At 63.2% G+C, this 24395-nt stretch carries 23 protein-coding genes; 7 read left to right on the top strand and 16 right to left on the bottom strand.

Translation table 11 applies throughout. The features are described from left to right. Positions 1–31: 31 nt before the first annotated feature. From JQ641_RS09195 to JQ641_RS09185, 3 genes are read right to left on the bottom strand one after another with little or no spacing between them, the layout of a single operon-like run. Positions 32–1540 carry a tripartite tricarboxylate transporter permease gene (locus tag JQ641_RS09195; protein WP_211995655.1) on the bottom strand — a complete coding sequence of 503 codons (1509 nt, stop codon included), beginning with the start codon at positions 1538–1540 and terminating at the stop codon, positions 32–34. A 3-nt stretch (positions 1541–1543) separates the two neighbouring features. Then, positions 1544–2029: a tripartite tricarboxylate transporter TctB family protein gene (locus JQ641_RS09190; protein WP_211995654.1), complete on the bottom strand. Its 486-nt coding sequence runs from the start codon at positions 2027–2029 to the stop codon at positions 1544–1546. A gap of 46 nt (positions 2030–2075) precedes the next feature. Beyond that, the gene (locus JQ641_RS09185) at positions 2076–3068 is read right to left on the bottom strand and encodes a tripartite tricarboxylate transporter substrate binding protein (protein WP_211995653.1); all 993 of its coding nucleotides are present in this window, start codon (positions 3066–3068) and stop codon (positions 2076–2078) included. A gap of 220 nt (positions 3069–3288) precedes the next feature. Between JQ641_RS09185 and JQ641_RS09180 the strand changes: the two genes are divergently transcribed. Continuing rightward, complete coding sequence (locus tag JQ641_RS09180) at positions 3289–3759, top strand: SRPBCC family protein (RefSeq protein ID WP_211995652.1); 471 nt, start codon at positions 3289–3291, stop codon at positions 3757–3759. A 12-nt stretch (positions 3760–3771) separates the two neighbouring features. Here JQ641_RS09180 and JQ641_RS09175 read toward each other — a convergent pair whose 3' ends face one another. The 10 genes from JQ641_RS09175 to JQ641_RS09130 form a co-directional block, all read right to left on the bottom strand. Continuing rightward, positions 3772–4557: a DUF3298 and DUF4163 domain-containing protein gene (locus JQ641_RS09175; RefSeq protein WP_211995824.1), complete on the bottom strand. Its 786-nt coding sequence runs from the start codon at positions 4555–4557 to the stop codon at positions 3772–3774. A gap of 44 nt (positions 4558–4601) precedes the next feature. Next, on the bottom strand, positions 4602–6758 hold the full coding sequence (gene scpA, locus JQ641_RS09170; RefSeq protein ID WP_211995651.1) for a methylmalonyl-CoA mutase: 2157 nt from the start codon (positions 6756–6758) through the stop codon (positions 4602–4604). Next, positions 6755–7210, bottom strand: a complete 456-nt coding sequence (locus JQ641_RS09165; protein WP_211995650.1) for a hypothetical protein — start codon at positions 7208–7210, stop codon at positions 6755–6757. Before JQ641_RS09165 ends, scpA begins: the two co-directional genes overlap by 4 nt. A gap of 19 nt (positions 7211–7229) precedes the next feature. After that, positions 7230–7694, bottom strand: a complete 465-nt coding sequence (locus tag JQ641_RS09160) for a GFA family protein (protein ID WP_211995823.1) — start codon at positions 7692–7694, stop codon at positions 7230–7232. 2 nt (positions 7695–7696) lie between these two features. Beyond that, positions 7697–9562, bottom strand: a complete 1866-nt coding sequence (locus JQ641_RS09155) for a methylmalonyl-CoA mutase family protein (protein WP_211995649.1) — start codon at positions 9560–9562, stop codon at positions 7697–7699. 97 nt (positions 9563–9659) lie between these two features. Next, positions 9660–10157, bottom strand: a complete 498-nt coding sequence (folK, locus tag JQ641_RS09150) for a 2-amino-4-hydroxy-6-hydroxymethyldihydropteridine diphosphokinase (protein WP_211995648.1) — start codon at positions 10155–10157, stop codon at positions 9660–9662. Between the two features lies 1 nt (position 10158). Then, positions 10159–10530, bottom strand: coding sequence for a dihydroneopterin aldolase (folB, locus tag JQ641_RS09145; protein WP_192737419.1), 372 nt, complete (start codon positions 10528–10530; stop codon positions 10159–10161). Further along, complete coding sequence (folP, locus tag JQ641_RS09140) at positions 10527–11387, bottom strand: dihydropteroate synthase (RefSeq protein WP_211995647.1); 861 nt, start codon at positions 11385–11387, stop codon at positions 10527–10529. Before folP ends, folB begins: the two co-directional genes overlap by 4 nt. Positions 11388–11461: 74 nt before the next feature. After that, the gene (locus tag JQ641_RS09135) at positions 11462–11869 is read right to left on the bottom strand and encodes a DUF4332 domain-containing protein (protein ID WP_211995646.1); all 408 of its coding nucleotides are present in this window, start codon (positions 11867–11869) and stop codon (positions 11462–11464) included. Positions 11870–11911: 42 nt separating this feature from the next. After that, positions 11912–12277, bottom strand: coding sequence for a DUF2267 domain-containing protein (locus JQ641_RS09130; protein ID WP_211995645.1), 366 nt, complete (start codon positions 12275–12277; stop codon positions 11912–11914). Positions 12278–12617: 340 nt separating this feature from the next. Here JQ641_RS09130 and JQ641_RS09125 point away from each other — a divergent pair, with 340 nt between their 5' ends. The 4 genes from JQ641_RS09125 to JQ641_RS09110 all read left to right on the top strand — a co-directional run bounded on the left by JQ641_RS09125 (position 12618) and on the right by JQ641_RS09110 (position 18704). Next, positions 12618–14243, top strand: coding sequence for a helicase HerA-like domain-containing protein (locus JQ641_RS09125; protein ID WP_211995644.1), 1626 nt, complete (start codon positions 12618–12620; stop codon positions 14241–14243). Positions 14244–14336: 93 nt separating this feature from the next. Then, positions 14337–15830, top strand: a complete 1494-nt coding sequence (locus tag JQ641_RS09120; protein WP_211995643.1) for an ArnT family glycosyltransferase — start codon at positions 14337–14339, stop codon at positions 15828–15830. A gap of 106 nt (positions 15831–15936) precedes the next feature. Beyond that, a complete protein-coding gene (locus JQ641_RS09115) occupies positions 15937–17301 on the top strand; it encodes a glycosyltransferase family 87 protein (RefSeq protein WP_502754943.1) in 1365 nt (454 codons plus the stop codon). Continuing rightward, positions 17301–18704 carry a M20/M25/M40 family metallo-hydrolase gene (locus JQ641_RS09110; protein WP_211995642.1) on the top strand — a complete coding sequence of 468 codons (1404 nt, stop codon included), beginning with the start codon at positions 17301–17303 and terminating at the stop codon, positions 18702–18704. The genes JQ641_RS09115 and JQ641_RS09110 overlap by 1 nt, the downstream gene beginning before the upstream one ends. 234 nt (positions 18705–18938) lie before the next feature. Here the strand turns inward: JQ641_RS09110 and JQ641_RS09105 are convergent, their stop codons facing one another. From JQ641_RS09105 to JQ641_RS09095, 3 genes are all read right to left on the bottom strand, one after another. Beyond that, entirely contained in the window at positions 18939–19922 is a 984-nt protein-coding gene (locus JQ641_RS09105) for an NAD-dependent epimerase/dehydratase family protein (RefSeq protein ID WP_211995641.1), read from the bottom strand. A 39-nt stretch (positions 19923–19961) separates the two neighbouring features. Further along, entirely contained in the window at positions 19962–20741 is a 780-nt protein-coding gene (locus tag JQ641_RS09100) for a class II aldolase/adducin family protein (RefSeq protein WP_192737427.1), read from the bottom strand. A 114-nt stretch (positions 20742–20855) separates the two neighbouring features. Further along, on the bottom strand, positions 20856–22505 hold the full coding sequence (locus JQ641_RS09095) for a glycosyltransferase family 39 protein (RefSeq protein WP_211995640.1): 1650 nt from the start codon (positions 22503–22505) through the stop codon (positions 20856–20858). 376 nt (positions 22506–22881) lie between these two features. Between JQ641_RS09095 and JQ641_RS09090 the strand changes: the two genes are divergently transcribed. Then, positions 22882–23775 carry a DUF308 domain-containing protein gene (locus tag JQ641_RS09090; RefSeq protein WP_211995639.1) on the top strand — a complete coding sequence of 298 codons (894 nt, stop codon included), beginning with the start codon at positions 22882–22884 and terminating at the stop codon, positions 23773–23775. Between the two features lie 200 nt (positions 23776–23975). Beyond that, a complete protein-coding gene (locus tag JQ641_RS09085) occupies positions 23976–24389 on the top strand; it encodes a Ros/MucR family transcriptional regulator (protein WP_211995638.1) in 414 nt (137 codons plus the stop codon). The last annotated feature ends 6 nt before the right edge of the window (positions 24390–24395 follow it).

Here is a 24395-nt window from a genome sequence, read left to right as displayed (position 1 = left end):
CGCGGTGCAGGCGAGGGGATCGTGTGCAGTGTCAGCGGGGCGCGGCGGCGGGCGAAGCCGCCTTGAGCCGTCGCCACCCCCAGATCAGCACCGGCCAAATCAACGCGCCGATCGCCATGGCGGCGAGGATCGCGGAAATCGGTCGCTCGAAGAACGGCAACACGCTGCCATCGGACTTGATCAGCGAAGTCACGAAACTCTGCTCGATCATGGTGCCCATCACGATACCGAGCACCATGGCGGCGACCGGATAACCGTTGGCTTCCATGACATAACCAATGATTCCGAAAGCCGCGACGGTCACGACGCCGAACATGTTGTTGCCGATGGCGAACGAACCGACCGCGCAGCACAGCATGATGAAGGGCATCACGGAGGAGCGGGGCGCGCGCAACACATAACTCGCCAGACGGATCATGACGATGCCCAGCGGAATCATGATGATGTTGGCGATGATGAACATGAGATAAATCGCATACATGCTCGACGCCTTCTCGGTGAACAGCGTCGGGCCGGGGTTCAATCCCTTCATGTAGAGCACGCCGATGGCGATGGCCGCGATGGTGTCGCCGGGAATGCCGAACAGCAGCGACGGCACCCAGCCCGACGCGATGCTGGCGTTGTTGCTGGCGCCGGCTTCGACCAGGCCCTCAACGTGGCCGGTACCGAACTTCTCGGGTTCTTTCGAGAAGCGCTTGGACATCGCGTAGCTGACCCACGCGGCCATGTCCGCACCGGCGCCCGGCAGCACCCCGATGATGATGCCGATGATGTTCCCGCGCGTCATCTGCCAGCGATACTTCTTGGTGAGCCTCCACTGGCCCGCCATGATGCTTCCGAACTTGCGCTTTGGGATTGGCGGCGGCTCCGGCGTCAGCATTGCACGCATGACTTGCGCCACGGCAAATACGCCAACCAGCGCCGGGATCGGTTCGATGCCGCCGAACAGATTGGTCATTCCAAACGTGAAGCGAGGCACGCCGCCGGGATTTTCGATCCCGACGCAGGCGACCAGCAGGCCAATGAACATGCTCGCGATGGCCTTCACGGGCGAAGAGCGCGCGACCAGCGTCGCGCACATCAGGCCCAGGAACGCGAGCCAGAAATATTCGAAGGTCGAGAACGACAGCGCGATCTCGGCAAGCGGGGGCGCGAGAATCATCAGCGAGAGCGTGCCCGCGATGCCGCCAACAGCGGAGAACCATACGCCGGCGCCAAGCGCCAGTTCGGCCTCTCCCTTGCGGGTCATGGCATAGGCTTCGTCCGCGTAAGCTGCCGAGGCGGGAGTGCCCGGAATGCGAAGCAACGCGCCAGGGATGTCGCCGGAAAAGATCGCCATCGTGGACGCCGCCACGATGGTCGCAATCGCGGCGATCGGTGACAAATAGAACGTAACCGGGACCAGCAGGGCGGTCGCCATCGTCGCGGACAGGCCGGGCAGCGAGCCGATAACGAGGCCATAGACCGATGCCGCCAGCATCGCGATGATGACTTCCCAGGTGGAAATGAGCGCGAACGCTTGAATCAGGGTGTTCAGCATGGGTCACCACGGCATCGGCAACAGCCCGGCCGGGAGCGGCACGCGCAGTAGCTTGCTAAAAATCAGATGGATGACGATCGGTGCCATCACCGCGAGCGGCAGCGAAAGCTTCCAGCGCGCGCCGAGCGCGCTCGACGTCACGAACACGATCAGCGCGGCCGTGATGATGAAACCCAATCGGTCTGCGACCGCCACGTAGAACAACAGCAGTGCCGGCGGTAACAGTGCGCGCAGGCCGTAAAGCTTGCCGGTGGGCGGCCCCGCTTGACCGGCCTCGAGCGGAATAATCTCTTCTTCCTCTTCGAAGGTGCGGCCGATGCCGAGGGCAATCGCAAGCCCGCAAAGCGCGAGACCCGATCCGATCACCAGCGGAAAGATATTGGGGCCCACCGGCTGACCGGGCACGGGCGGCAGCAGCCAGCCGCCATAGGCAGCCGCCGCTCCGAGCCCAACAAGAAACAATCCCGTGACTTGATCGGGAAGACGCATAGAACGAGCCCCACGTATTTCCGAGCAAGCGAACCGGTGGGACCGATCAGGCCTTGGAGAGGCCGGCAGCCTTCATCGCCTCGCCCATTTGGGCGTCGCCCTTGTCCATGAATGCCGCGAATTCCGTCGCGTCGCCCCACACCGTTCCGAAACCGCGATTGCTCATGAAGTCCTTGAAGTCCTTCGAGTCGTAGACCTTCTTCAGCGAGGCCGTGAGCTTGGTTGCGACGTCCGCAGGCAGGCCCTTCGGACCCGCAATGCCGCGCCACGCTCCCGTCGCATAGTCGATCCCCATCGACTCCTTCAGCGTCGGCACGTCAGGGAATGACGGGTTGCGCTTGGGCGCCATGATGGCAAGGCTGCGCGCCTTGCCGGCTTCGATGATCGCGCGCGCTTCCGGCACCGAGCAGGTGGTCAGGTCGAGACCACCAGCCGCGAGATCCTGCATCGCGGGCGCGGCACCGTTCGACGGTACCCAGGCCACCTGATTTGCAGGAAGTCCGAGCGCCTGCATCCAGCCGACCAGCGCCAGATGCCAAATGCCGCCCTGGCCGGTGCCCGAGGCTTTGAACTTGCCGACAGGCGCTGCCTTGATGGCGTCGGCGAGCTCCTTCACGGTCTTGTAGGGCGACGCTGAAGGGACCTGGATGCCGGGCGGGTCCTCGTTCATCAGGGCCAGCGGCGTGTAGCTCTTGGGCGCCAGTTCGGTCAGTCCCTGCCAGTGCATCATCGAGATTTCCACCGTCAGCATGCCGATGGTGTAGCCGTCGGGCGGTGCGGTTGCGATCGCGGAATGGCCGACCACGCCGGAGCCGCCGGTGCGATTGACCACGTTGAACGGCTGGCCGAGGTCCTTCTCCAGGAGCGCCGCGACGATGCGCGCGGTCGCATCGGTGCCGCCGCCGGCGCCCCATGGCACGATCACGGTTACCGGCCGTGCCGGATAGGCCTGCGCCAAAGCCGGCTTGAATCCAAAACCCGCGACGGCCGCTGCGGCGGCGGTTGAAGCCGCAAATGCGCGGCGCGTAATTTTGGTCATCGTAATCCTCCCTGCGGCGTCCCTGACAGCGGGCGCTCTTTGTGATGCGGCATTCTAGGCGGCTTTGCGCTGCGCTCGCAAGGCGTTACGCGATGATGCGGGATGATCGCCGGTGGGGCATCACGACACATCCGGAAATCGGGTGGCGGCGATCAGGGGAGCACGGATAGGTATCCATGCGCGGCGTCACTGGACAGCCGCGATCGACTGCGGAGGTAACATGACGACAGCCTACTACAGCACCGTGCTGGATTATCCGCTTGCTACCGTGTGGTCGCTGATCCGCGATTTCAACAATTATCCGGCCTATATCGATGGCGTGAGCGAAAGCGTCATCGAGGACGACAAGGGCGGCGACGAGGTCGGTGCCATCAGGCGCTTCTGCTATCTCGGCACCTGGATCCGGCAGCGCCTGGCTCGTCATTCCGACGCGCAGCACACCCTGACCTATGCCGGGATCGAACCATTCCCGTTTCCACCAGGTATTCTGCCGGAAGCACCAGGCCCGACGCGCTACGAGGGCACCATGCACCTGATGCGAATCGTCGAGGGCGACCGGACCTTCATCGAATGGGATGTCGCGCTCGACACCGCCCCTGACGATGCCGATCGCTGGCTGACGCTGTTCCAGTGCTGGATACCGGACTGGACCCATTCGCTGGAGCGGGCATTGGAGCGCCGCGCCGGGTGAGGGGAGCGCCGGTCATTGCTGGTCGTCATCGCCCTTCGGCCGCGCGCCGCCGAATATCCTGAAGCCTTCCGGCGTCAGATAGGGCTTCAGGCTTTCCCAGGGCACGAAGGCGATGTACTCGCCTTCGGCATAGGAGCCGACCGCGTAAGGCGCGTAGTGAAAAGTCAGGCCGGAGCTCTTGCCCTCTTCGGTCGACGGCGCCAGCGAGACCGGCCCGATCTTGAGCAGCTTTGGCTCGATGGCTTCGATGGCGCTGGCATCCGTGCCCTCCGCGCCGCGCTTCTTTTTCTCGGCCTCGAGCGATGCAATGACACCGCGCCGCATCGCTTTCAGCGCCGGGCCGTTGTCGGCCGTTTCGGTGAAGAACGGACGGATGCTGATGCGCTTGCCTGCTGACCTGTCCCACAGGATCGTGTCGGACGAACTGTTGGGGTGCGCACCGCCAGTATATTCGTAGTCGGCCCTGACGATGCTGACGTAGCGGCCGTCGACCACCGAGCGCGTCTGGTACTTCCGCTCATACGACCACGCATTGCGGAACAATTGAGGGTCCTGCTTGCGCTCCTTGTCGGCATCGGCGCGGTTTTTGGCCGCCCATGCCTTGCCTTCGGCCAGACAGTTCGCCGCCAGCGCAGGGTCGGACTTGATCTTTGCGTCGAGGATGACCGTGGCTTCGACCCATTTGGTCTTGATGGAAAAGTCGGGTTTGGGCTCAGCGGCGAGCGCGGCGCTAGGCGCCACAGTGCAGGCGATGGCGCCCGTGAAAGCCAATGCCCGGGCGAACGTGACGAATCCGATGCTGCGCAAGGACGATCCCCTGGAAATCGCGGGCGCGGCGGCAGCTACTCCGCCGCCTCGCTGTGCCCCAGCCTTGCATTGAGCTTGTGGATCAGCTCTTCGGCGGCATCGGCAATCACTGTGCCCGGCGGGAAGATCGCTTCGGCGCCGGCCTTGTAGAGCGCCTCGTAGTCCTGCGGCGGCACCACGCCGCCGATGATGATCATGATATCCTCGCGGCCTTGCTTCTTCAGCGCGGCCTTCAGTTCCGGCACCGCGGTGAGGTGGGCGGCTGCCAGCGAGGAGACGCCGAGGATATGCACGTCGTTCTCGACCGCCTGCCGCGCGGCTTCGTCGGCGGTGGCGAACAGCGGTCCGATATCGACGTCGAAGCCGACGTCGGCAAAGGCTGACGCGATCACCTTCTGCCCGCGGTCGTGGCCGTCCTGGCCGATCTTGGCGACCAGAATACGGGGGCGTCGGCCCTCGGCATCCTCGAACGCATCGATCAGCGCCTGCACTTTTTCGACCCGGTTGGACATGGTGGACGCCTCCCGCTTGTAGACGCCGGTGATGGATTTGATTTCCGCGCGATGCCGTCCGAACACCTTCTCCATCGCGTCCGAGATTTCGCCGACGGTGGCTTTCGCGCGCGCCGCATCGATCGCGAGCGCCAAGAGGTTGCCGTTGCCTTCGCCGGCCGAGCGCGTCAACGCTGCGAGCGCTGCATCGACTTCCTTCTGGTCACGCTCGGAGCGCAGCCGCGACAGCTTGTCGATCTGCAGCCGACGCACGGTGGAATTCTCCACCTTCAGTACGTCGATGGCCGCCTCGTTGACCGGCTTGAACTTGTTGACACCGATGACGGCCTGCCGTCCGGCGTCGATCCGAGCCTGCGTCTTGGCCGAGGCCTCCTCGATTCTTAGCTTCGGCACGCCGGCCTCGATCGCCTTCGCCATGCCGCCGAGCGCCTCGACTTCCTGGATATGGCCCCAGGCTTTGGCGGCGAGATCGCGGGTCAGCCGTTCAACATAGTAGGAGCCGCCCCAGGGATCGATGATGCGGTTGGTGCCGCTTTCCTGTTGCAGGAACAATTGCGTGTTGCGGGCGATGCGCGCCGAGAAATCGGTCGGCAGCGCCAAGGCTTCGTCGAGCGCGTTGGTGTGCAGCGATTGCGTGTGGCCTTGCGTCGCCGCCATCGCCTCGATGGTGGTGCGCATCACATTGTTGAAGACGTCCTGCGCGGTCAGCGACCAGCCCGAGGTCTGGCAATGGGTGCGCAGCGACAGCGAACGCGGATCCTTAGGATTGAACTGCGTCAGCAGCTTGGCCCACAGCAGCCGCGCCGCGCGCATCTTTGCCACTTCCATGAAAAAATTCATGCCGATGGCCCAGAAGAACGACAGCCGCGGCGCAAAGCGGTCGACGTCGAGGCCAGCGGCCAGCCCGGCGCGGAGATATTCGACGCCGTCGGCCAGCGTATAGGCAAGCTCGAGGTCCTGCGTCGCGCCGGCTTCCTGCATGTGATAGCCGGAGATCGAAATGGAGTTGTACTTCGGCATCTTCTGCGAGGTGTAGGCAAAGATGTCGGAGATGATCCGCATCGAGGGAGTAGGCGGATAGATGTAGGTGTTGCGCACCATGAACTCTTTCAGAATATCGTTCTGAATGGTGCCCGACAGTTTCTCCGGCGGCACGCCCTGTTCCTCGGCGGCGGCAACGAACAGCGCGAGGATCGGCAGCACCGCGCCGTTCATGGTCATCGACACGCTCATCTGGTCGAGCGGGATGCCGGCAAACAGCGTGCGCATGTCATAGATGGAATCGATCGCCACCCCGGCCATGCCGACGTCGCCGGAGACGCGCGGATGATCCGAGTCATAGCCGCGGTGCGTCGCCAGATCGAACGCGACCGAAAGGCCCTTTTGTCCGGCCGCGAGGTTGCGGCGGTAGAACGCGTTGGAATCTTCCGCCGTTGAGAACCCGGCATATTGCCTGATCGTCCAAGGCTGGTTGACATACATGGTCGGGTAGGGGCCGCGCAGATAGGGCGCAATGCCGGGCCAGGTCTCGAGGAAGTCGATGCCTTCGAGGTCAGCCTCGCTGTAGGCGGGTTTCACCAGGATGCCTTCGGGCGTCAGCCACGGTTCGGCGCCGGCAGTCGGTGGCGGCGCCTCGACCGGCTCGAACTTCACAGCGGTGAAATCGGGTATTCTGCTCATGAGGAGCGGCCTTCCTTCAATTTCGCAATCCGTGCCTCGCAGTCCGCTAGACGCTTCAGAGTCTCAGGCTCCCCGGCGATCTGCTCTGAACTGAGCGCAAGCACTTCTCCTGCTCGAAACGTCATACCGAACATCGTTATTCTTCGCGAAAAAATGTACGCCAATAGCGGTAAACCCACCACCACGAAAAGGACGTAGGAAGCCGGAACCTGGCCGGCGAAAAACCCTGCCACCATCAAAATTCCGATGCCGCACACGATGGCAATTCCGGCTGCCGTAAACCATGCCGGCGCCTGGTCCTCCGGCGATGCCGGCCGCAGCGACCGCGACCGCATCGGATAGAATGGTCCGTTATGATAAGCGATCATGGAGAGCAGTCGACCGCGCTCGGCTTCGAGTTGGGACAGCTCATCCTCGCCAGCCATATCTCCTGCTGAAGGTGTCTGTGCCATTCGGGTCGCTGCCCTGTCCTCAATCCCGGTCCGGATGCTGGTGGCTGACGATACGGCTAAGCTTTTCGCTACCCGTACCCTCAAGCGTGCTCCTGCCAGGCAGATCGCCGATCCTGCCGACCCAGGCCAAATGGGATTCGGTTCCCGTGGCGTAGGTCGGAACCACGAGGTCCGGCCGGTCGAAACTGCCGGTGGTAAGCTCGATGATGTTGCCGTCGATCACGCGATAGCTGAGCGGCGTCCCACACGCGGCGCAGAAGTCGCGCTCGGCGATCGTCGACGAGCGAAAGGTCGCCGGTTTGCCGCGGGTCCACGCAAAATCCTCGTGCTTGACTTCGGCGAGCGAAATGAAAGGGCCGCCCACCGCCTTCTGACACATGCGGCAGTGGCACAAGCCTATTTTCACCGGGCCCGCATAAGCCGCGAAACGCACGGCGCCACACTGGCAGCCGCCGGTCAGAACAGCCTTTCTCTCCGATGTCATGCTCACTCCATCCGCTTCCATGCAGCCTGCAACATTGCGAGCGCATCGCCGCCGGCAAAAATGAAGTCACCGACGCCGGCAGCCCGTAGTGCTGCTTCCTGCTCGCCGGGCCGGCCTGCCAGATAGATATGCTTTGCATCAGCGGCTTGAAGGGCCTGCCCGGCCGCTGTCGCATGGCCGGCATAAACCTTGTCGGAGGAACAAAGGCACGCCACGTCGGCGCCGGAGGCCTTGAATGCGGCGGCAAGCGCCGCCGGATCGGCAAAGCCCTGGGTATCGATGGCCTCGATGCCGCCGGTCTCGAAGAAACTTTTGGCGAAGGTGGCGCGCGCGGTGAAATCGGCCGGCGTGCCGAGATTGGCGAGGAAGATTTTTGGCCGTGCGCCTGCGCTCTTGAGCAGGGCGTCCGATTTGTCGCGCAACGCTTCGAACGGCGCGGCCAGCCGCATCGGCGGCAGCGCGTCGAACTTGAACCTGGCTTCGCCATAGGGCGCCAGCGCAATCGGTTTTGCGTCCAGCACCGCGATCTCGGCCTCGTGCAGGTTCGGAAATTCGCTGGCGCCGGTCAGTACGTCGCGGCGCTTGGCGATGTTGGTCTCGCGCACGGCGCGTGTTGCAGCGACCTTGCGCTGGATCAGGTTCTGCTCGAGCGCGGCGAACAGGCCGCCGGCCTTTTCGATCTCCTGAAACAGCGACCACGCGGCTTCGCAAAGCTGTCCTGTGAGCGTTTCGATGCCGCCGGAGCCGGCCGCGGGATCGGACACTTTGGCGAGGTTGGATTCTTCCAGCAGCACGAGTTGCGTGTTGCGCGCGGCGCGGCGGGCGAACGGATCGGGCAGTCCCAGCGCCAGCGTATGCGGCAGCACGGTGATGGCGTTGGCGCCGCCGAGGCCGGCGGAGAAGGTCGCCATCGTCGCGCGCAGCATGTTCACGTAGGGGTCGCGCTGCGTCAGCATGCGCCAGGCGGTATCGGCCGCGACGAACAGCGGTTTGGGAGTCAGCCCGCAGGCCTGTTCGACCCGCGCCCACAACAGGCGCAGCGCGCGGAATTTCGCCAGCGTCAGGAACTGGTCGGCGTCGGCGGAAAGCCGCGCATGGACCATGCCCTGCGCGTCTTCGAGCGAGACGCCGGCCGTTTCGATCGCGCGCAGATAGGCGACGCCTGCGGCGAGCACAAACGCCAACTCCTGAACTTCCGATCCGCCGGCATCGTGGATCACGCGCCCGTCGGCGGCCGCGAGCGAACTTTTGAAGCCGAGCGCGGCAAGGCCTTTGATGGCGCTGGTGACCGCGGGCACGATCTCGGACCAGCTATAGGGGCTGGATCCCCACACCGCGCCGGCCCCGAGCGGGTCGAGCCCGAAGCGGATATCGCAGGCTGCGGGGTCTAGCCCCTTGCGCTGGATGTATTCCGCGACATGGATCGCCGCCATCCGCGATTGCGGGCCGATCTGAAGTTCGATGCCGATGCCGGCATCGAGATAGATGCCGTCGAGGATCTGCGCCACCGCTTCCGGCGAGGGATCCAGCCCGAAGCCGTAGGCGCCATTGGCGCCGGCGAACACGAGGGTGAGCCCGGTCGCGCCATTTTCGAGGTCGTGCAGCGCCTGCGCGTTGGCCGCCTTGGCGTCGGGATGATCGGCCCGCTGCATGATCTGCCAGGGCGCAGCCGCTGGACGGCCTGCGATCGGGGCAGCGCCTTGCGCGCGCGGGTAGATCGGGTCGATCTTCAATCCATCGGACGTCTTGCCGACCAGTTTTTCGAACGGCGCGCCCTTCAGCACCCCGTCGACCAGCTTGCGCCAGTCCTCGTAGTTCGCGGGGGCAAAATCCGCGGCTAATCGCAACTCATTGGTGGTGGTCGTCATCCGGACAGTCGTTCCTTGGTCGCCTCTTGATTTGGCCGGAAATTGCCACGGGGCGGCCGCCAAGCCAAACCATTGTTTTAGGCTACCCGGGGCCTGGTCAGGGCTGGTCGAGGTCGGGTAGTCGCAAAATACCGTCGGTCGAAAGCGCCGCCAGCGCGTCCCTGACGCTGCGTCCGGCAATGATACGGTCGGGCACGATCTCAGCGAGCGGCACCAGCACGAAGGCGCGCTCGAATAGGCGCGGATGCGGCAGCGTCAGTTCCGGCTTGTCGATCCTGACGTCGTCATAGGCGAGCAGGTCGAGGTCGAGGGTGCGCGGGCCCCAATGCTGCTCGGCGGCGCGGTCGCGGCCGAACTTCTTCTCGATCTTGTGCAGCGTGAACAGCAGTGCATGCGGATCGAGGCTGGTGTCTATTTCGATGCAGGCGTTGATGAAGGGCGCCTGCGCTTCATTGCCCCAGGGCGGCGTGGTGTAATCCGACGACCGCGCCAGCAATGCCGCCTGCGTCATGCCGCAGATGTTGGAGATGGCTTTGCGGAACGTCGCGCGTACGTCGCCGACATTGCCGCCGAGCGCGATCAGCACATCAGCCATGTCAGGGCGACTGTCGTGTGCGCATCAAGACCACGCCGACATCGTCGAAGATCGCGGCGATCGGCGCGTGCGGCTTGTGGACGGTGACCTCGACCGCCGCGATGCGCGGAAACGCGGCCAGGATGGCATCGGCCACGGCGCCGGCCGCACGTTCCAGCAGTTTGTAATTGGTGTTCTTGAAAGCCGCCGTCGCGGTTGCGACCACGTTGGAGTAGGACACGGTGTCGGACAGGCGGTCGGTGCGCGAGGATTCCGACAGGTCGACGGAGAGCTCGAGATCGATCACGAAGCGCTGGCCGACTTCGGTCTCGTGTTCCATCACGCCATGGCGGGCATGGATGACGACGCCGGTGATGAAGATTGTATCGGTCATCTCTGCAGTTCCCCAATGGCGGCTGCGACGCGCAGCGCTTGAACGGTTTCCGCAACGTCATGGGCGCGGATGATGCGCGCGCCGCCCTTCGCCGCAATCAGATGGGCGGCAATCGAGCCGCCAAGGCGCTGATGTGGTTCCGACGGCGTCACCACGCTGATGAAGCGCTTGCGCGAGGCCCCGACCAGCAGCGGCAGGCCGAAGGATTGCAGCTCATGCAGCCGCGCCAGCGCCGTCATGCTTTGTTCCGGCGTCTTGCCAAAGCCGATGCCGGGGTCGAGCACGATCTTGCCGGGCGAAATACCGGCCTTTGCGGCGATGTCGAGGGATCGTGCGAAGAAGGAGGTGATATCCTTCATGATGTCGATGGCAGGATCGGCGCTGTCGCGGTTGTGCATGATGATGACAGGCACTTGGCGTGCCGCGATCAGGCCGGCCATGCCGGCATCGCGCTGCAGCCCCCAGACATCGTTGGCGATGACGGCGCCATGGTCGAGCGCCCAAGCGACGACGGCCGACTTCATGCTGTCGATCGAGACGGGAACTCCAAGTGAAACAACCTCCGGTAGCATCGGTTGCAACCGCTTCAACTCTTCTTCTACCGAGATCGGTTGTGATCCGTAGGGCCGCGTCGATTCCGCACCGATGTCGATGATGTCAGCACCCTCGCCGACCATTCGGCGGGCCTGCGCAAGCGCGCTTTCGGGGGCAGCAAACTGTCCGCCATCGGAAAATGAGTCAGGGGTTACGTTCAGCACACCCATCACGGCCGGGCAGGGCCGTGACAACAGCGCCGTCAGGTCAAAATGACCGGCCGGGCCGGCCGCGGTGGCGGGTCTGGACATGGTTGCGATCATGCGGTCGCTTTGCGCGGTCCGCGCCGGTGAGTCAAGACGCGAGACCCCGCCAGCGTATGTCGGCTGGCCGACTTTTAGTAGCTGATTTTCGGCTGAAGCTTGCGCGCCTGAGCGATCAGTTGCTCGACCGACTTCTCCGAGGGCATGACGCGGACCAGCTTACGCCTGGTATTCACGTCTTTCATGTTCTGGGCGAGCCGCGCCGGATTACGCAGCGCGAGTTCGCGAACCGTCGGCACGCCGGCGGCGCGCACCAGCCCGACCTTCGCCTTGCCCATCCCGGGAATCCGCATGTAGTCGGAGAAATTGGCCCATTCGAGCAGTTGCTGTTCACTGATCCCGGTCTTCGCGGCGAGCGCCTTGCGTCCCTTGACGGTACGGGCGGCTTCAAGCAGCGCTTCGGTCGTGCGAATGCCATTCGATTTGAGTTTCGAGGCAGAGTAGGCGGTCAAGCCTTCGATCTCGGAGAGGGGATATGTCATGATACTCGATGCAATAGAATGTGCGCGGCCGAAGCGGGTGTTTCAAGCGAACTGGCTTAGCCCCGGCGTCCCCGAAATGATCTCGCCCATCTTGTCCGCTCCGATTTTGTCGCGGCCGAACCTGAAAAGTTCACGCGCCACGTTCTGAATCTCGTTCATGCCCAGACCAAGCGCCATCAGCTTGGTGCCGAGCGCCATCAGTCCGCCGCCCATCAACCTGGAGAGGCCACTGTTGCTGTTCGAGGCCGCGATTGCAGCCTCGGCGCCTGGAATTTGGTCGATCAGAGCCTGAACCTTGTCGGAAGGCCCCTCGTTACGGAGGAAACCCAGAACAATGCCGATGGTTTTTTCAGCGACAACGCTATCGATGCCGGCCTTGACGGCCAGCTGTCCAATCAATTCGTCCATATTGCCCCGCCCTCAGCCGGTTTGTTACCGGGTCGTACCTTGTGAATTTATCTTGAGCGTCTGCGATCTGAAATACAAGCGATCCGCGCGCGCGAGGGCGATTTCGTCCTAGATCGCTCGTCGAGTGTTGCAGCAATGCAAGAGTGAATGCGGGATTCACGCCATGTTACCGCACTGCGGCCCTCGTATTTCTACCGGAGTTAGAGAAAAGTATGAGGCAGGATGTGCATAGCCCGGGCGATGTCCTTGTCCGTGGACAGTTTCAATCGACCGGCAGGATGCGATATGATGGCATTGCTTGGCGACCAAACTTTCCCGATGCGCGCGAAGAGGCGATGTGATGGCGACCCCCGACAACAAGACAGCCGATACCAATGAGAAGATTTTCATCGGCAAGGGCGAGCAAACAGCATGGCTGACGCTCGCGCTCGCCAATCGGCACGGCCTCGTCACCGGCGCGACCGGAACCGGCAAGACCGTGTCGCTGCAGGTGATGGCGGAAGGGTTTGCCCGCGCCGGTGTTCCGGTTTTCGCAGCCGATATCAAGGGCGACCTGTCCGGCATCTCCGAAGTCGGTGAAGCCAAGGACTTTATCCTCAAGCGCGCGGGTGAGATGGGGCTCAACTTTCAGCCCGATCAGTTCTCGACCGTATTCTGGGACGTGTTTGGCGAGCAGGGCCATCCGGTCCGGGCCACCGTCACGGAAATGGGACCGTTGCTGCTGTCCCGGATGCTCGATTTGAACGACGTCCAGGAGGGCGTCCTCAATGTTGCGTTCCGTGTCGCGGATGAGAACGGACTGACGCTGATCGATATGAAGGATCTCCGCGCGCTGCTCGATGCCATCGTACCGGTTGGCGGCAAGAAGGGTCCCGACGCGGAAGAAGACCCGCTGGCGCCGATCCGCAAGGCGGCGCAGGGCTTCGGCAACGTCTCAAAGGCGACGGTTGGCACGATTCAGCGCCAGCTGCTGGTGCTGGAGAACCAGGGCGCAGCGAAATTCTTCGGCGAACCGGCACTGACGCTGAAGGATTTCATGAAGACCGACAGCGACGGCCGCGGCATGGTCAATATCCTCGTCGCCGACAAGCTGATGCAGAGCCCGCGACTCTACTCGACGTTCCTGTTGTGGATGCTGTCGGAGCTGTTCGAGGAATTGCCTGAGGCCGGCGACCTGCCGAAGCCGAAACTGGTGTTCTTCTTCGACGAGGCGCATCTGTTGTTCACCGATGCGCCGAAGGCGCTGTTGGACAAGATCGAACAGGTGGTGCGGCTGATCCGTTCCAAAGGCGTCGGTGTTTATTTCGTTACGCAAAATCCGATCGACGTGCCGGACAAGGTGCTCGCGCAATTGGGCAACCGTGTGCAGCACGCGTTGCGCGCGTTCACGCCGCGCGACCAGAAGGCGGTGGCGGCGGCGGCCCAGACGTTCCGGCCCAATCCGAAGCTCGACACCGCACGGGTGATCATGGAACTCGCCAAGGGTGAGGCGCTGGTGTCGTTCCTCGAAGGCGGCGGCACGCCGACGATGGTCGAGCGGGTGATGATCCGGCCGCCGACGGGACGGATCGGGCCGATCACGCCGGAGGAACGCAAGGCGCTCATGAACAAGAGCCCGGTGAAGGGTAAATACGACACCGCGGTCGATGCGGACTCCGCCTATGAGATGCTGCTGAAGCGCGTGGCGGGAACGGCCGCGCCGGCGGATGGATCGGATGGCGGCGATGGTGGCGGCGGCATCCTCGGGCAGATCGGTGGGATCGTCGGCACCATCTTCGGCACCAACAACAAGCGCGGCCGGCTGTCGACCGGCCAGGTCATCGCGCGCGACGTTACGCGTTCCGTCACCAACAAGGTGATCGGCGGTGTTGTCGCCGATCTCGGCAAATCGGTCGGCGGCTCTCTCGGCAGTTCGATCGGCCGCTCAATCGTGCGCGGCGCACTTGGCGGATTGCTGCGCCGATAAGTCTGGGGCTCACGGGACGCCGAAACGCAATTTTGCACGGTCGCCGCGTTTGAAGGATTCGGCGACGCGATTGATTGCCGGTTAGGGGACTGGATGGAGCGAAAGGCAGACCAGGCTGACGGCTCGACGGCCGTCACGGAATACGTGTGGACGTGGTTCTTGCGTCAGGTCGCGCGTGTCCGCGGCGCCGATATTCCTGGCTGGGTTTGGGTCGTGTTGCTTTGGGCGCTGATGGCCTTTCCTGCGGTCTCGCTACGGGGCACCCATTTCGAAGAGGGAACAGTCATCGGACTGGCGCGCGGCGCTGTTGAGGACGGGCAGTGGCTTTCTCCGCATCTGTATGGCTTTCGGTATGTCGAGCGTCCCGTTCTGCTGTCGTGGATTGCCGCAGCAATCGGAAAGCTCTCGGGTGGCGTTTCGGTTTGGTCGGCCCGCATACCGCATTTGCTGTTTCTGCTCGCCGGCGGGTTGATGGTCTTCCATCTGGTGTTGCCGCACACCCGAAAGGCGCCTGCGGTGTTCGGCGCGCTCTGCTGGTTTGCGTGTCCGATGGTCAGTCAGAAGTTTGTCACCGCCGAGCCTGACGTGACCTTGTCGGTGCTGCTGTTCGGAGGCTTCTTCTTGTGGTGGAAGGGCGTCTCCAGCGGATACACGTCAATTCTCCGGTGGCTCGCAATCGGTCTTCTTCTGGCGGCGGCGGGCCTCGCCAAAGGTCCCCAGCCCATCGCCTATTTTGCGCTGGGCGTCGGTGCGTATCTGCTGGTGAAGCGGCGTTGGAACGATCTTCCGGGTTTTGTTCTCGCCAACGCAATGGCCGGGCTGATCGTTGCAGCCTGGTATTGGATGGTCATGATCCCAGGCGACGTAAAGGGCTGGATCCTCCATTCGCGTTTGTCCGAGGGAATGACGCTGATGCAATGGGTGAGGGATCACCTGGATTTTGTCCTCAGCCTTTTTTTGGTGGAATGGTTGCCGGGCTCGGTGTTGCTGTTTCCGGCAATCGCAGCTCTTGCACGGAACGCCTTCGGTCGAGAGCGCGATCTCATGCTAGCTGCCGTGCTCTATGCGACGGTCGCGTCCATGCTGCTGCTGATCTGGCCCGGGGGTGTCGCGACGCGCTATGCGATGCCTGCCAATTTGGCGCTCGCCGTGATGGGAGGGATCCTGTTCGACCGGTGGTGGTCCACACGACCCTGGCTCATTGCCGTCAGCAACACGGTTGTAACCGGGATATCGACTGCCTTGATCGTTCTCGGCTGGATTGTTATCCCGGCCGCTCCGATCGCGTTTAGTCAGTCGAAGACGTCGGCGCAGACGATAGCCGCGGTCAGGGAGGCGAGGCAGGGCACGCTCTATGTCACCACCAGTGCCGATTTGAACACGCTGGCGTATGTTGCCGCACCTATTCGCATGGTAGGGCTCACGGATATCGCCAACCTGAAGCCGCCCGCCTTTGCGATTCTGAGGGGTTCGGAGGTCGCTGAGATCGTCGCCCAAAAGCCCGATTTTGCGGCCATTGCCCATGCCACACTGAACAAGGGTCTGCTTACCAGGATTTTCGAGATCAGGGGTAAGCCAGAGCCATGATTATCCCGAACTGACGTCCCAGATTGTGCAAGTAAGCCTCGCATCGACTGGTCCGCACGTGAACCTGGTCGCTACTGAATCCAGCCGCCGTGCACCGTCGCCCACCGTGAAAGTGAGTAATCCCGTGCTTAGATGGCCATCTTTGCGACGTCCGCTGGATGTCCTCTTTATCGTTGTCTGCATCGCCTTGACCGCAGACGTTCTGGTTCCCGAAATCTGGGGCAACGGCAAAACGAAGGATTACGCGCTCTGGTATTGGGCCGGCCAGCAAGTGCTTCACGGTGGCGATCTTTACGCGCGGGTGACGCGAGGGACCCTCGACTTCATCTATCCGCCGCTGTCGGCGGTGCTGCTGGCGCTTCCGAGCTATTTCGGCAAGATCCCGCTTTATCTGTGCCTGTCGTTCCTCAACATCGTCGCGTGGTGGATGACGGCGCAGTATTCGCACGCGATGGCGGGGTCGGGTCAAAAGCCCGGCGAGAAAATCAATCCTTGGCTGGAAGCGCTGCCGGGCATCGTCACGGTCACCTTCGTGTTCGACATGTTCGACCTCGGACAGCCCAACCTCGTGCTGCTGGCATTGATGCTGTACGGATTCTGGCTGCTGCGCGATCAGCGCGGATGGATGGCGGGAAGCATGTTTGCGCTCGCCACCGCGATCAAGGTATTCCCGGTGGCGGTGTTCCCCTATCTGGTCTGGCGCAGGCAGTGGGCCGCTGCCGCGAGCATGCTGGTCTTCCTGATCGTGTTTCTGTTCGTGCTGCCGGCGCCGTTCCGCGGCTTCCAGCACAACGCCGCCGAATTGAAGACCTGGTATCAGGGCATGGTAGGATCGACCTCGGAAAAGGGGTTTGGCCAGCGCGACGAGCAGAACTGGTCGTGGGTCAATCAGTCCATCATCGCGGTGACGCACCGCCTGACGCGGCCGGTGAACTACAATCAGGAAGATCCGGCCAAGCCGGTGCGGACCATGAATGTCGCCAACCTCGACTTCAAGACGGCGAACTGGATCGTGCTGGCGGTCTCGCTGGCGATCGGGATCGGTTACATCGCGGTGATGCCGCCGGCGTCGCGCCGGACGGAACGGTCCGACGCCGAGGAACTCGGTATCCTGTTCTGCCTGATGACGGTCGCTTCACCACTCGCCCGTCAGTACTATTTCATGTGGCTGTTCTTCCCGATGACGGTGCTGATCCATCGCGCCGCTTATGACGCGCGACCTGCGGTGAAAGCCGGCACCTGGGCGCTTCTGGCCGTCGCTGGCTTGCTCTTGTGCTTATCGCTGCCGATCTTTCCGAACGATTTTCAGGCTTACGGGAACAATCTGGCCTCGACCGCGCTGCTGGTAGCTGGGCTGGTCTGGCACATCCTGCATCCCCCCGATGCGGACGCCGCCGCCACTTTGCCCCAGGCCACAAGCGGGCTACAAATCGACGCAACAACAATGCCCACAGCCAAGGGATATCAGTGATGGCCAACGCACAGCTTCAGCCGGTCCTTGACCGCATCGATGCCGATTTCGACAACAGCCTCGAACGGCTGTTTGCGCTGCTGCGGATCAAGTCGATCTCGGCCGATCCCGCCTTTGCCGGCGATTGCAAGGCGGCCGCCGATCACTTGGCCAAGGACATCGCGACGCTCGGTTTTGCGGCGGAGGTGCGGCCGACGGCTGGGCATCCTGCGATCGTCGCCAAGATGAATGGCAGCAAGGGCGGGCGGCCGCACGTGCTGTTCTACGGGCATTATGATGTGCAGCCGGTCGACCCCTTGAACCTGTGGCACCGCCCGCCGTTCGAGCCTGTCGTGACCGACCATGCCGACGGCCGCAAGATCATCGTTGCGCGCGGGGCGGAGGACGACAAGGGACAGCTGATGACCTTCGTCGAAGCCTGCCGCGCCTGGAAATCGGTGACCGGATCGTTGCCGGTGGACGTCACCATCGTCATCGAGGGCGAGGAAGAGGTCGGCTCGAAAAACTTCGTGCCGTTCCTCGAGCAGAACAAGGCTGATCTGAAAGCGGACTTCGCGCTGGTCTGTGACACCGGCATGTGGGACCAGAACACGCCTGCGATCACGACGTCATTGCGCGGGCTCGTTTATGACGAGGTCAAGATCAAGGCCGCCAACCGCGATCTGCATTCCGGCATTTTCGGTGGCGGTGCGCAGAATCCGATCCGGGTGCTGACCAATATTCTCGGCGGCCTGTTCGACGACAATGGCCGCATCACCATTCCCGGCTTCTATGACGGCGTGAAGGACCTGCCGCCGGACATCCTGGCGCAATGGAAAAATCTCAACCTGACGGCGGAATCATTCCTGAAGCCGATCGGCCTTTCGATCCCGGCCGGCGAAAAGGACCGCCTCCTGATCGAACAGGTGTCCTCGCGCCCGACCTGCGACATCAACGGCATCGTCGGCGGTTACACCGGCGAGGGCTCCAAGACGGTGATCGCGGCCGAGGCCTCCGCAAAAATTTCGTTCCGCCTGGTGGAGGGACAGAACCCGGACAAGATCCGCAAAGCCTTCCGCGATTATGTGACGGCGCGACTGCCGGGCGATTGCACGGCCGAATTCATCGATCACTCCAACGCACCCGCGATCGCGCTCGACTGGAACATGAAGCCGCTGGCGGCCGCCAAGCGCGCGCTGACCGACGAGTGGGGCAAGGAAGCGCTGCTGATCGGTTCCGGCGCCTCGATCCCGATCGTCGCGGACTTCAAGCGCACGCTCGGCCTCGATACCGTGCTGGTCGGCTTCGGCCTCGACGACGACAACATCCACTCGCCGAACGAGAAGTACGACCTCAAGAGTTTCCACAAGGGCATCCGCTCCTGGGCCCGGATTTTGGCAGCGTTCGCGGAAACGCCGAAATAGCTTTGTAGCCCGTAGGGTGGGCAAAGGCGCATCGCGCCGTGCCCACCATCTATCCGTACGACTGGCTTAAGTGGTGGGCACGCTTCGCTTTGCCCACCCTACGTTCAGCCCCAAATGAAAACGCCGCCCGGAATTGGGCGGCGTTTTGATTCGGTAGTGCAGAGGTCGTTAGGAAACAACTTACACGCAATTCGCGAGATTTTCAATTCCGATAGTCAGGGCAGGCGCGGGCCTTTACTCCAGCGGGTAGGGCCCGTCGCGGAAGACGCGGTCGTGATAGCCCTTGCGGCCGACCTCACGCGCGAGCGGGCTGCGGATGTCGTCACCGGTTTGCAGCCGCGCCAGCAGGGTGCGGAAATCATGGCGCGGTTGCCAGCCAAGTTCAGCGCGCGCCCTGGCGTTGACGTAAACCCGATCGATGCCGGAAACCATCGTCCAGCCGCGCCGTGCATATGCCGCCTCATAGCCGGGCACGTAACGGCGCAGCACGCGCTGCAAATCGCTGCGCAATTCCGCGGCGTCATCACGCGAGAACGGCGTCGTGGCGCTGATAATGTATTTCGCGAAACCTGCCGATGGCGCGTGGCTGATGGCGAGTAGATGCGCGCTGACCACGTCCTCGAGATCGACGCGGCGATGGAGAAACTCGTTGGCCTTGGTGTTGGCGTCGGCAAAGCCGTCGCGGGTGGCTCGATTATCGTCGTCCTCGGGAAAAAAGCGCGAGGTGAGCAAGACGACCGCGCGAAGGGAATGGTTGCGCGCAAATAGCTGGCACAGATCCTCGGCGGCCGCCTTGGTGACGCCGTAGATGTTTTTCGGCACCGGGACGACGTCTTCCGTCACCCAGGCGGCGGGCTCGCCCGGCGGCGGCACCAGCGCGTCGCCGAACACGCTCGTGGTGCTGGTATAGACGAACGCCGTGACGCCGGCAGCAGTGGCTTCCTCGAGCAGATTGAGCGTGCCCGTGACGTTGACGTCGACAAAGTCCTGACGGCTGTGGGTCGCCACATGCGGCTTGTGCAGCGTCGCCGTGTGCAGCACCGCCGTGACGCCCTTCATGCATTGTCGCACAAAGCCGCGGTCGGTGATCGAGCCCACACGCTGCGTGAACGCGCCGGGACGAACGTCGATGCTGATGGTCTCACGCCGCTCAGCCTGCAGGGTACGGACCAGTGCCTCGCCGAGATGGCCGGAACTGCCGGTCACCAGAATGGTCACTTCGCTGAACCTTTCGCACTGTTCACCCGCGTGCGGGCGTCAGGTCCGGTAGCTCGGGTCGATGCGATCGAGCTTGCGCAGCAGCGGCGGCCACACCAGGTTGGTCGAGCGCATTTCCGCACGGTCGGGATTGCTGAACAGTGCCGCGTTCTTGTCGACGACGGCCTGCTCGACCGGGTAGGCGGTCGGCCCGAGCATACGGGTGCGCACCTGCATCGTGCAGGCCCGCTCCAGATGGTACATGCGCTCGAAGGCGGAGGCGACCGAGCGGCCGACGGTGAGCGTGCCGTGATTGCGCAGCAGCATGTGGTTCCTGTTGCCGAGGTCCTTCTGCAGCCGCGGGCGCTCGTCATGATCCAGCGCGATGCCTTCATAGTCGTGATAGGCGAGGTCATGGGTGACCAGTTGCGCGGTCTGGTTCATCGGCAGCAGGCCTTCCATGCAGCTCGCCACCGCCGTGCCGTCGGGCGTGTGCAGATGAAGCACGCAGCCGGCGTCCTCGCGGACCTCGTGGATCGCCGAATGAATGGTGAAGCCGGCCGGGTTGATGCTGTAATCGCTCTGGGTGAGCTGGTTACCGTTGAGGTCGACCTTGACCAGGCTGGAAGCTGTGATCTCGTCGAACATCAGGCCGTAAGGATTGATCAGGAAGTGATGCTCCGGTCCGGGTACCCGCGCGGAAATGTGGGTGTCGACGAGATCGTCCCAGCCATAGAGCGCGACCAGCCGATAGGCGGCGGCGAGATCGACGCGCTGGTTCCACTCGGCATCGGTCATGCCGGACGGTACTTCCTTGAGGCGAGCTTCGGCTGGCGACATGACCGGTTTCTCCCGTGCAATGCTGGTTTTCGCAGGCAAGCCTAGCCCTGCGCCCGCACCACAGCAAGGCGCGGCCAGGAGCTGGCTGTTATGCCTTTGTGCTCTTGATAGGGGCTACGGCGCCGGAATGGCCAGCAGGGAGGAAATGGCGCGGCCGCGGATATCGTAGACGCGCGCGAACACGACGTCGTCGCGCTTGATCTCCACCATCACCGGCGCGGTGAGGCCCTTGCAATAGAATTCGCCCAGCGTCATCGCGAAGTCGGCGGCGTTGCTGTCCCAGCCGATGGTGAAATCCGGACCGAGCGCGACTTGCGCCGGACGTTGCGGGCCGCACACCGCGACCTTCCACTTGCGCCCGCTCGGCGCGACTTCCTGCCGCTCGACCAGTTCCTCGCGCAGGCCGTCGGAAGCCTGCTTCAGCGCCAGGCCCCAATAGTCCAGCATGAAGAAATTGTCGGCGGAGCGGACTGTGCCGGCGATGTGGTTGAAGTGGGTGTATTCGTAAGGATGCAGGCGGATCATTTCGCTGAGCGGCAGCAACAGACCGAACGCGAACGCCGCAAGGGCTGCGGGTTGCCAGCTGCGGCGGTTTTCCTTCAGCCAGGTCATGCCCCGGCCGAAGGCGACGCCGGCCAGCACCGCCATTGGCGGGATCACGAACACGAAATGCCGGATGCCGTTGTAGAGCGCGGGCCGCTTCACCATCGCGATCACCAGCGGCAGCGTCGCCGCCATCGTGAGCATCAACATAATGGTCTTGCGGCGGGCCGGCACGTCGGTGCGCGACAGCGACATGAAGGTGCCGATGATGCCGGCGAACAACAGCGCCAGCAGCACTTCGGGGAGCTGCAGCGCGAACAGCGTCGGCAGATACGACCACGGCATGTCCGGCACCGACACCAGGGCGCCGTCGAACATTTCCTTCCAGGGCTTTTCGAAGAAATGCGAGAAATAGGTCAGCGCCTTGAACGGATGGTCCGGCTCCATGATCGCCCATGGCCATACCAGGCCCATCAGCAGGTAGCCGAACACGAGGCCCGGCAGCAGCACGTAAACCACATGACCGAAGCGATGCGCGGCCTCGCGGGCGCCTTGCGTACGGTATTCCTCGATCAGCAACGGCACGAAACCGACCATGGCGTAGACCAGCGCCAGCCCGCCGAGAATGCGGCAGCCGATGGCGAGGCCGGCACCAAATCCGACGATCAGGATGGTTCGCGGCGAGGGCTGTGGATATTCCTCGGCGAGGCGGACCAGACCCAGGATCAGGATCACCATCGAGACCGCGAATGGCGCGTCCTTTGGGTTCATGAACATGTGACCGTAGAAGGTCGGGCACAGCGCCAGCAGCAGCAGCGTCGCGAGCCCGGCCAGCGGACCGCCGACGCGACGCGCCAGCCGCCACGTCACGGCAAGTCCGATGACGCCGACGACGGCGCCGAGCAGGCGGCGCGTTTCGAACAGTTCGAGGGGGATGACCTTGTGCAGCAGTGCCGCCGCCATGTCGAAGCCGCCGCCATACATGTAGAGATTGGCGAACGACAGCGCACCGACATCCTTGAACCCGGAACCGTACATACGGAGCAACAGCTCGGCGTATTCGGCGTGGGTGTAATCGTCCCAGCCCAGTCCGTAATCACGGAAGGTCAAACCTGCGACCAGGGTGACAGCGGCCAGCACGACCATGGCAAGGTCGTCCCAAGTCCGCTCCATCGAGCGCCGCTCGGGCGTATCGACGGCAGATGTCGTGATGGCTGACATGGCTATTGGCTAACCCGGTGTCCCCTTTGGCCCAGCGTTTGCGCTTTTGAGCCTCTTTCCCCGGCATCCATATAGCGCAGTTCCATTTTCAAGTAATCGGGAATTGTGGTCTAATTCCCTGATGCAATGCAACAAATCGGCGGTAATTAGTAGGCCGTAGATATACGGGAGGCGTCTGAATGGCAGCTGAATGCCCGATCGGCGCCTGAATTTTGCAGAGGGAAGGCTTCCGCTGCCAAGGGACCCAGGGGATTTTTGAGGAACCGTTTTTTGAGGAACTCTGTGCAGAATTGCTGGTTGGCGGTGCGCACATTATGACGGTATCGTGGCATAGGCGGTCTGCGAGCATTTCGGGCGCAGCCGGGGGGTTAATTCGATGATGGTTGGGATGTTGGTCGCGGGTACCGGCCTTGTTTTGGCGGGCCTGCTGGCGATTGGCTACGGAATCACGATCAACGAATTCAGCACCGGCAACACGCTGATCCTCTCCGGCGTGACCGGGTTTTGCACGGGCGCGATCATGCTCGGGCTCTGGGTGGCGGTGCGCGAACTGAGGAACATCGCGCGGCAGCTCGGCGCCGGCGCATTCCAGGGGCGCGGCGAGGTCAAGGTACGGCCGGTGCTTCCGCCGGGTATTTCACCGGAGGCCGGTTCAGGCGACGGCCTTGTTCCATTCAAGCTGGAGACTGCCGAGAGTGCCGGCGGCGAACCCGCCGCACCTGCCGCCGCGTCGCCGTCTCCGCCGCCATGGCAGGGTGAGGCCGCCACACGCGAGCGCCCGCGTGGCGATCTGCCGCCGGAATCCGAGCCGGCCGAGGCTGCGCCCAAGCCAAAGCGCAATCTGTTGTTTTCCTCGACGTCGCGAAAGGAGCGCGAGCGCGCACAGGCAAGGACCAGCGAGCCGCTGCCGCCGGATCTTTTGTCGCCGGACCTTCGCCCTAATCCGCCGGCCGCGCCGCCGCCGCCAGTCCCCGCCGAAGCGCAACCGCCATCGTTCGACGATGCCTGGCCGAAGCCGGAGCGATCGCGGCCTGGCGAGACCCCGCCGCCGCGTCGCGCGGGCCGGACACCCCCGGCATTCGACGAACCAAATGGCGCCCCGCCGCGTAATGACCAACAGCCGGCCGTAACGGTGCTGAAATCGGGCGTCGTCGACGGCATGGCCTATTCGCTCTATTCGGACGGATCGATCGAGGCCCAGATGCCCGAGGGCATGATGCGCTTTGCGTCCATCGACGAGCTGCGCACGCACCTCGATCAACGGCCCTGAAGGGCGCAATACTTGGCCAGCCATCCGGCGTGAAAATAAAACGCCGTAGTTCTTGTCAGATTCCCTGTAATTCGTTCATATTCGCCAAGTCGTAATAAATTCCCTTTGCGTATAGGCGCGGCCGGATACTTTCAGCACCCTACGCGCTCGCGCGTTCGCGATCCCAGGATCGCGTTTGCGATTCCCAGGAAGGTTGAGCCATGACCGATTCCGCCGGCAAGACGCCCGTCGAACTGACCGCCAATATCGTATCGGCCTATCTCAGCAACAATCCGACGCAGGCTTCTGAAATCCCGAGCCTGATCAGCCAGGTTCATGCCGCGCTGCTGCGGGTATCGACCGGCCGGACCGAGACGCCGCTCGAACCGGCAAAGCCTGCCGTGTCCGTCAAGAAATCGATGACCCCGGAATATCTGATCTGTCTCGAGGACGGCAAGCGCTTCAAGTCGCTGAAGCGCCATCTGCGCACGCAATACAACATGACGCCGGAGCAATATCGCGACAAATGGGGCCTTCCGCCCGACTATCCGATGGTCGCGCCGAATTATGCGGTGGCCCGTTCGCAGCTCGCCAAGAAGATGGGCCTCGGCCAGCAGGCGCGGAAGCGGAAATAGCCCCCG

It is taken from the genome of Bradyrhizobium sp. JYMT SZCCT0180, from assembly GCF_018130165.1.
GTDB lineage: Bacteria > Pseudomonadota > Alphaproteobacteria > Rhizobiales > Xanthobacteraceae > Bradyrhizobium.
This window is presented reverse-complemented; position numbering and strand designations above follow the sequence as displayed.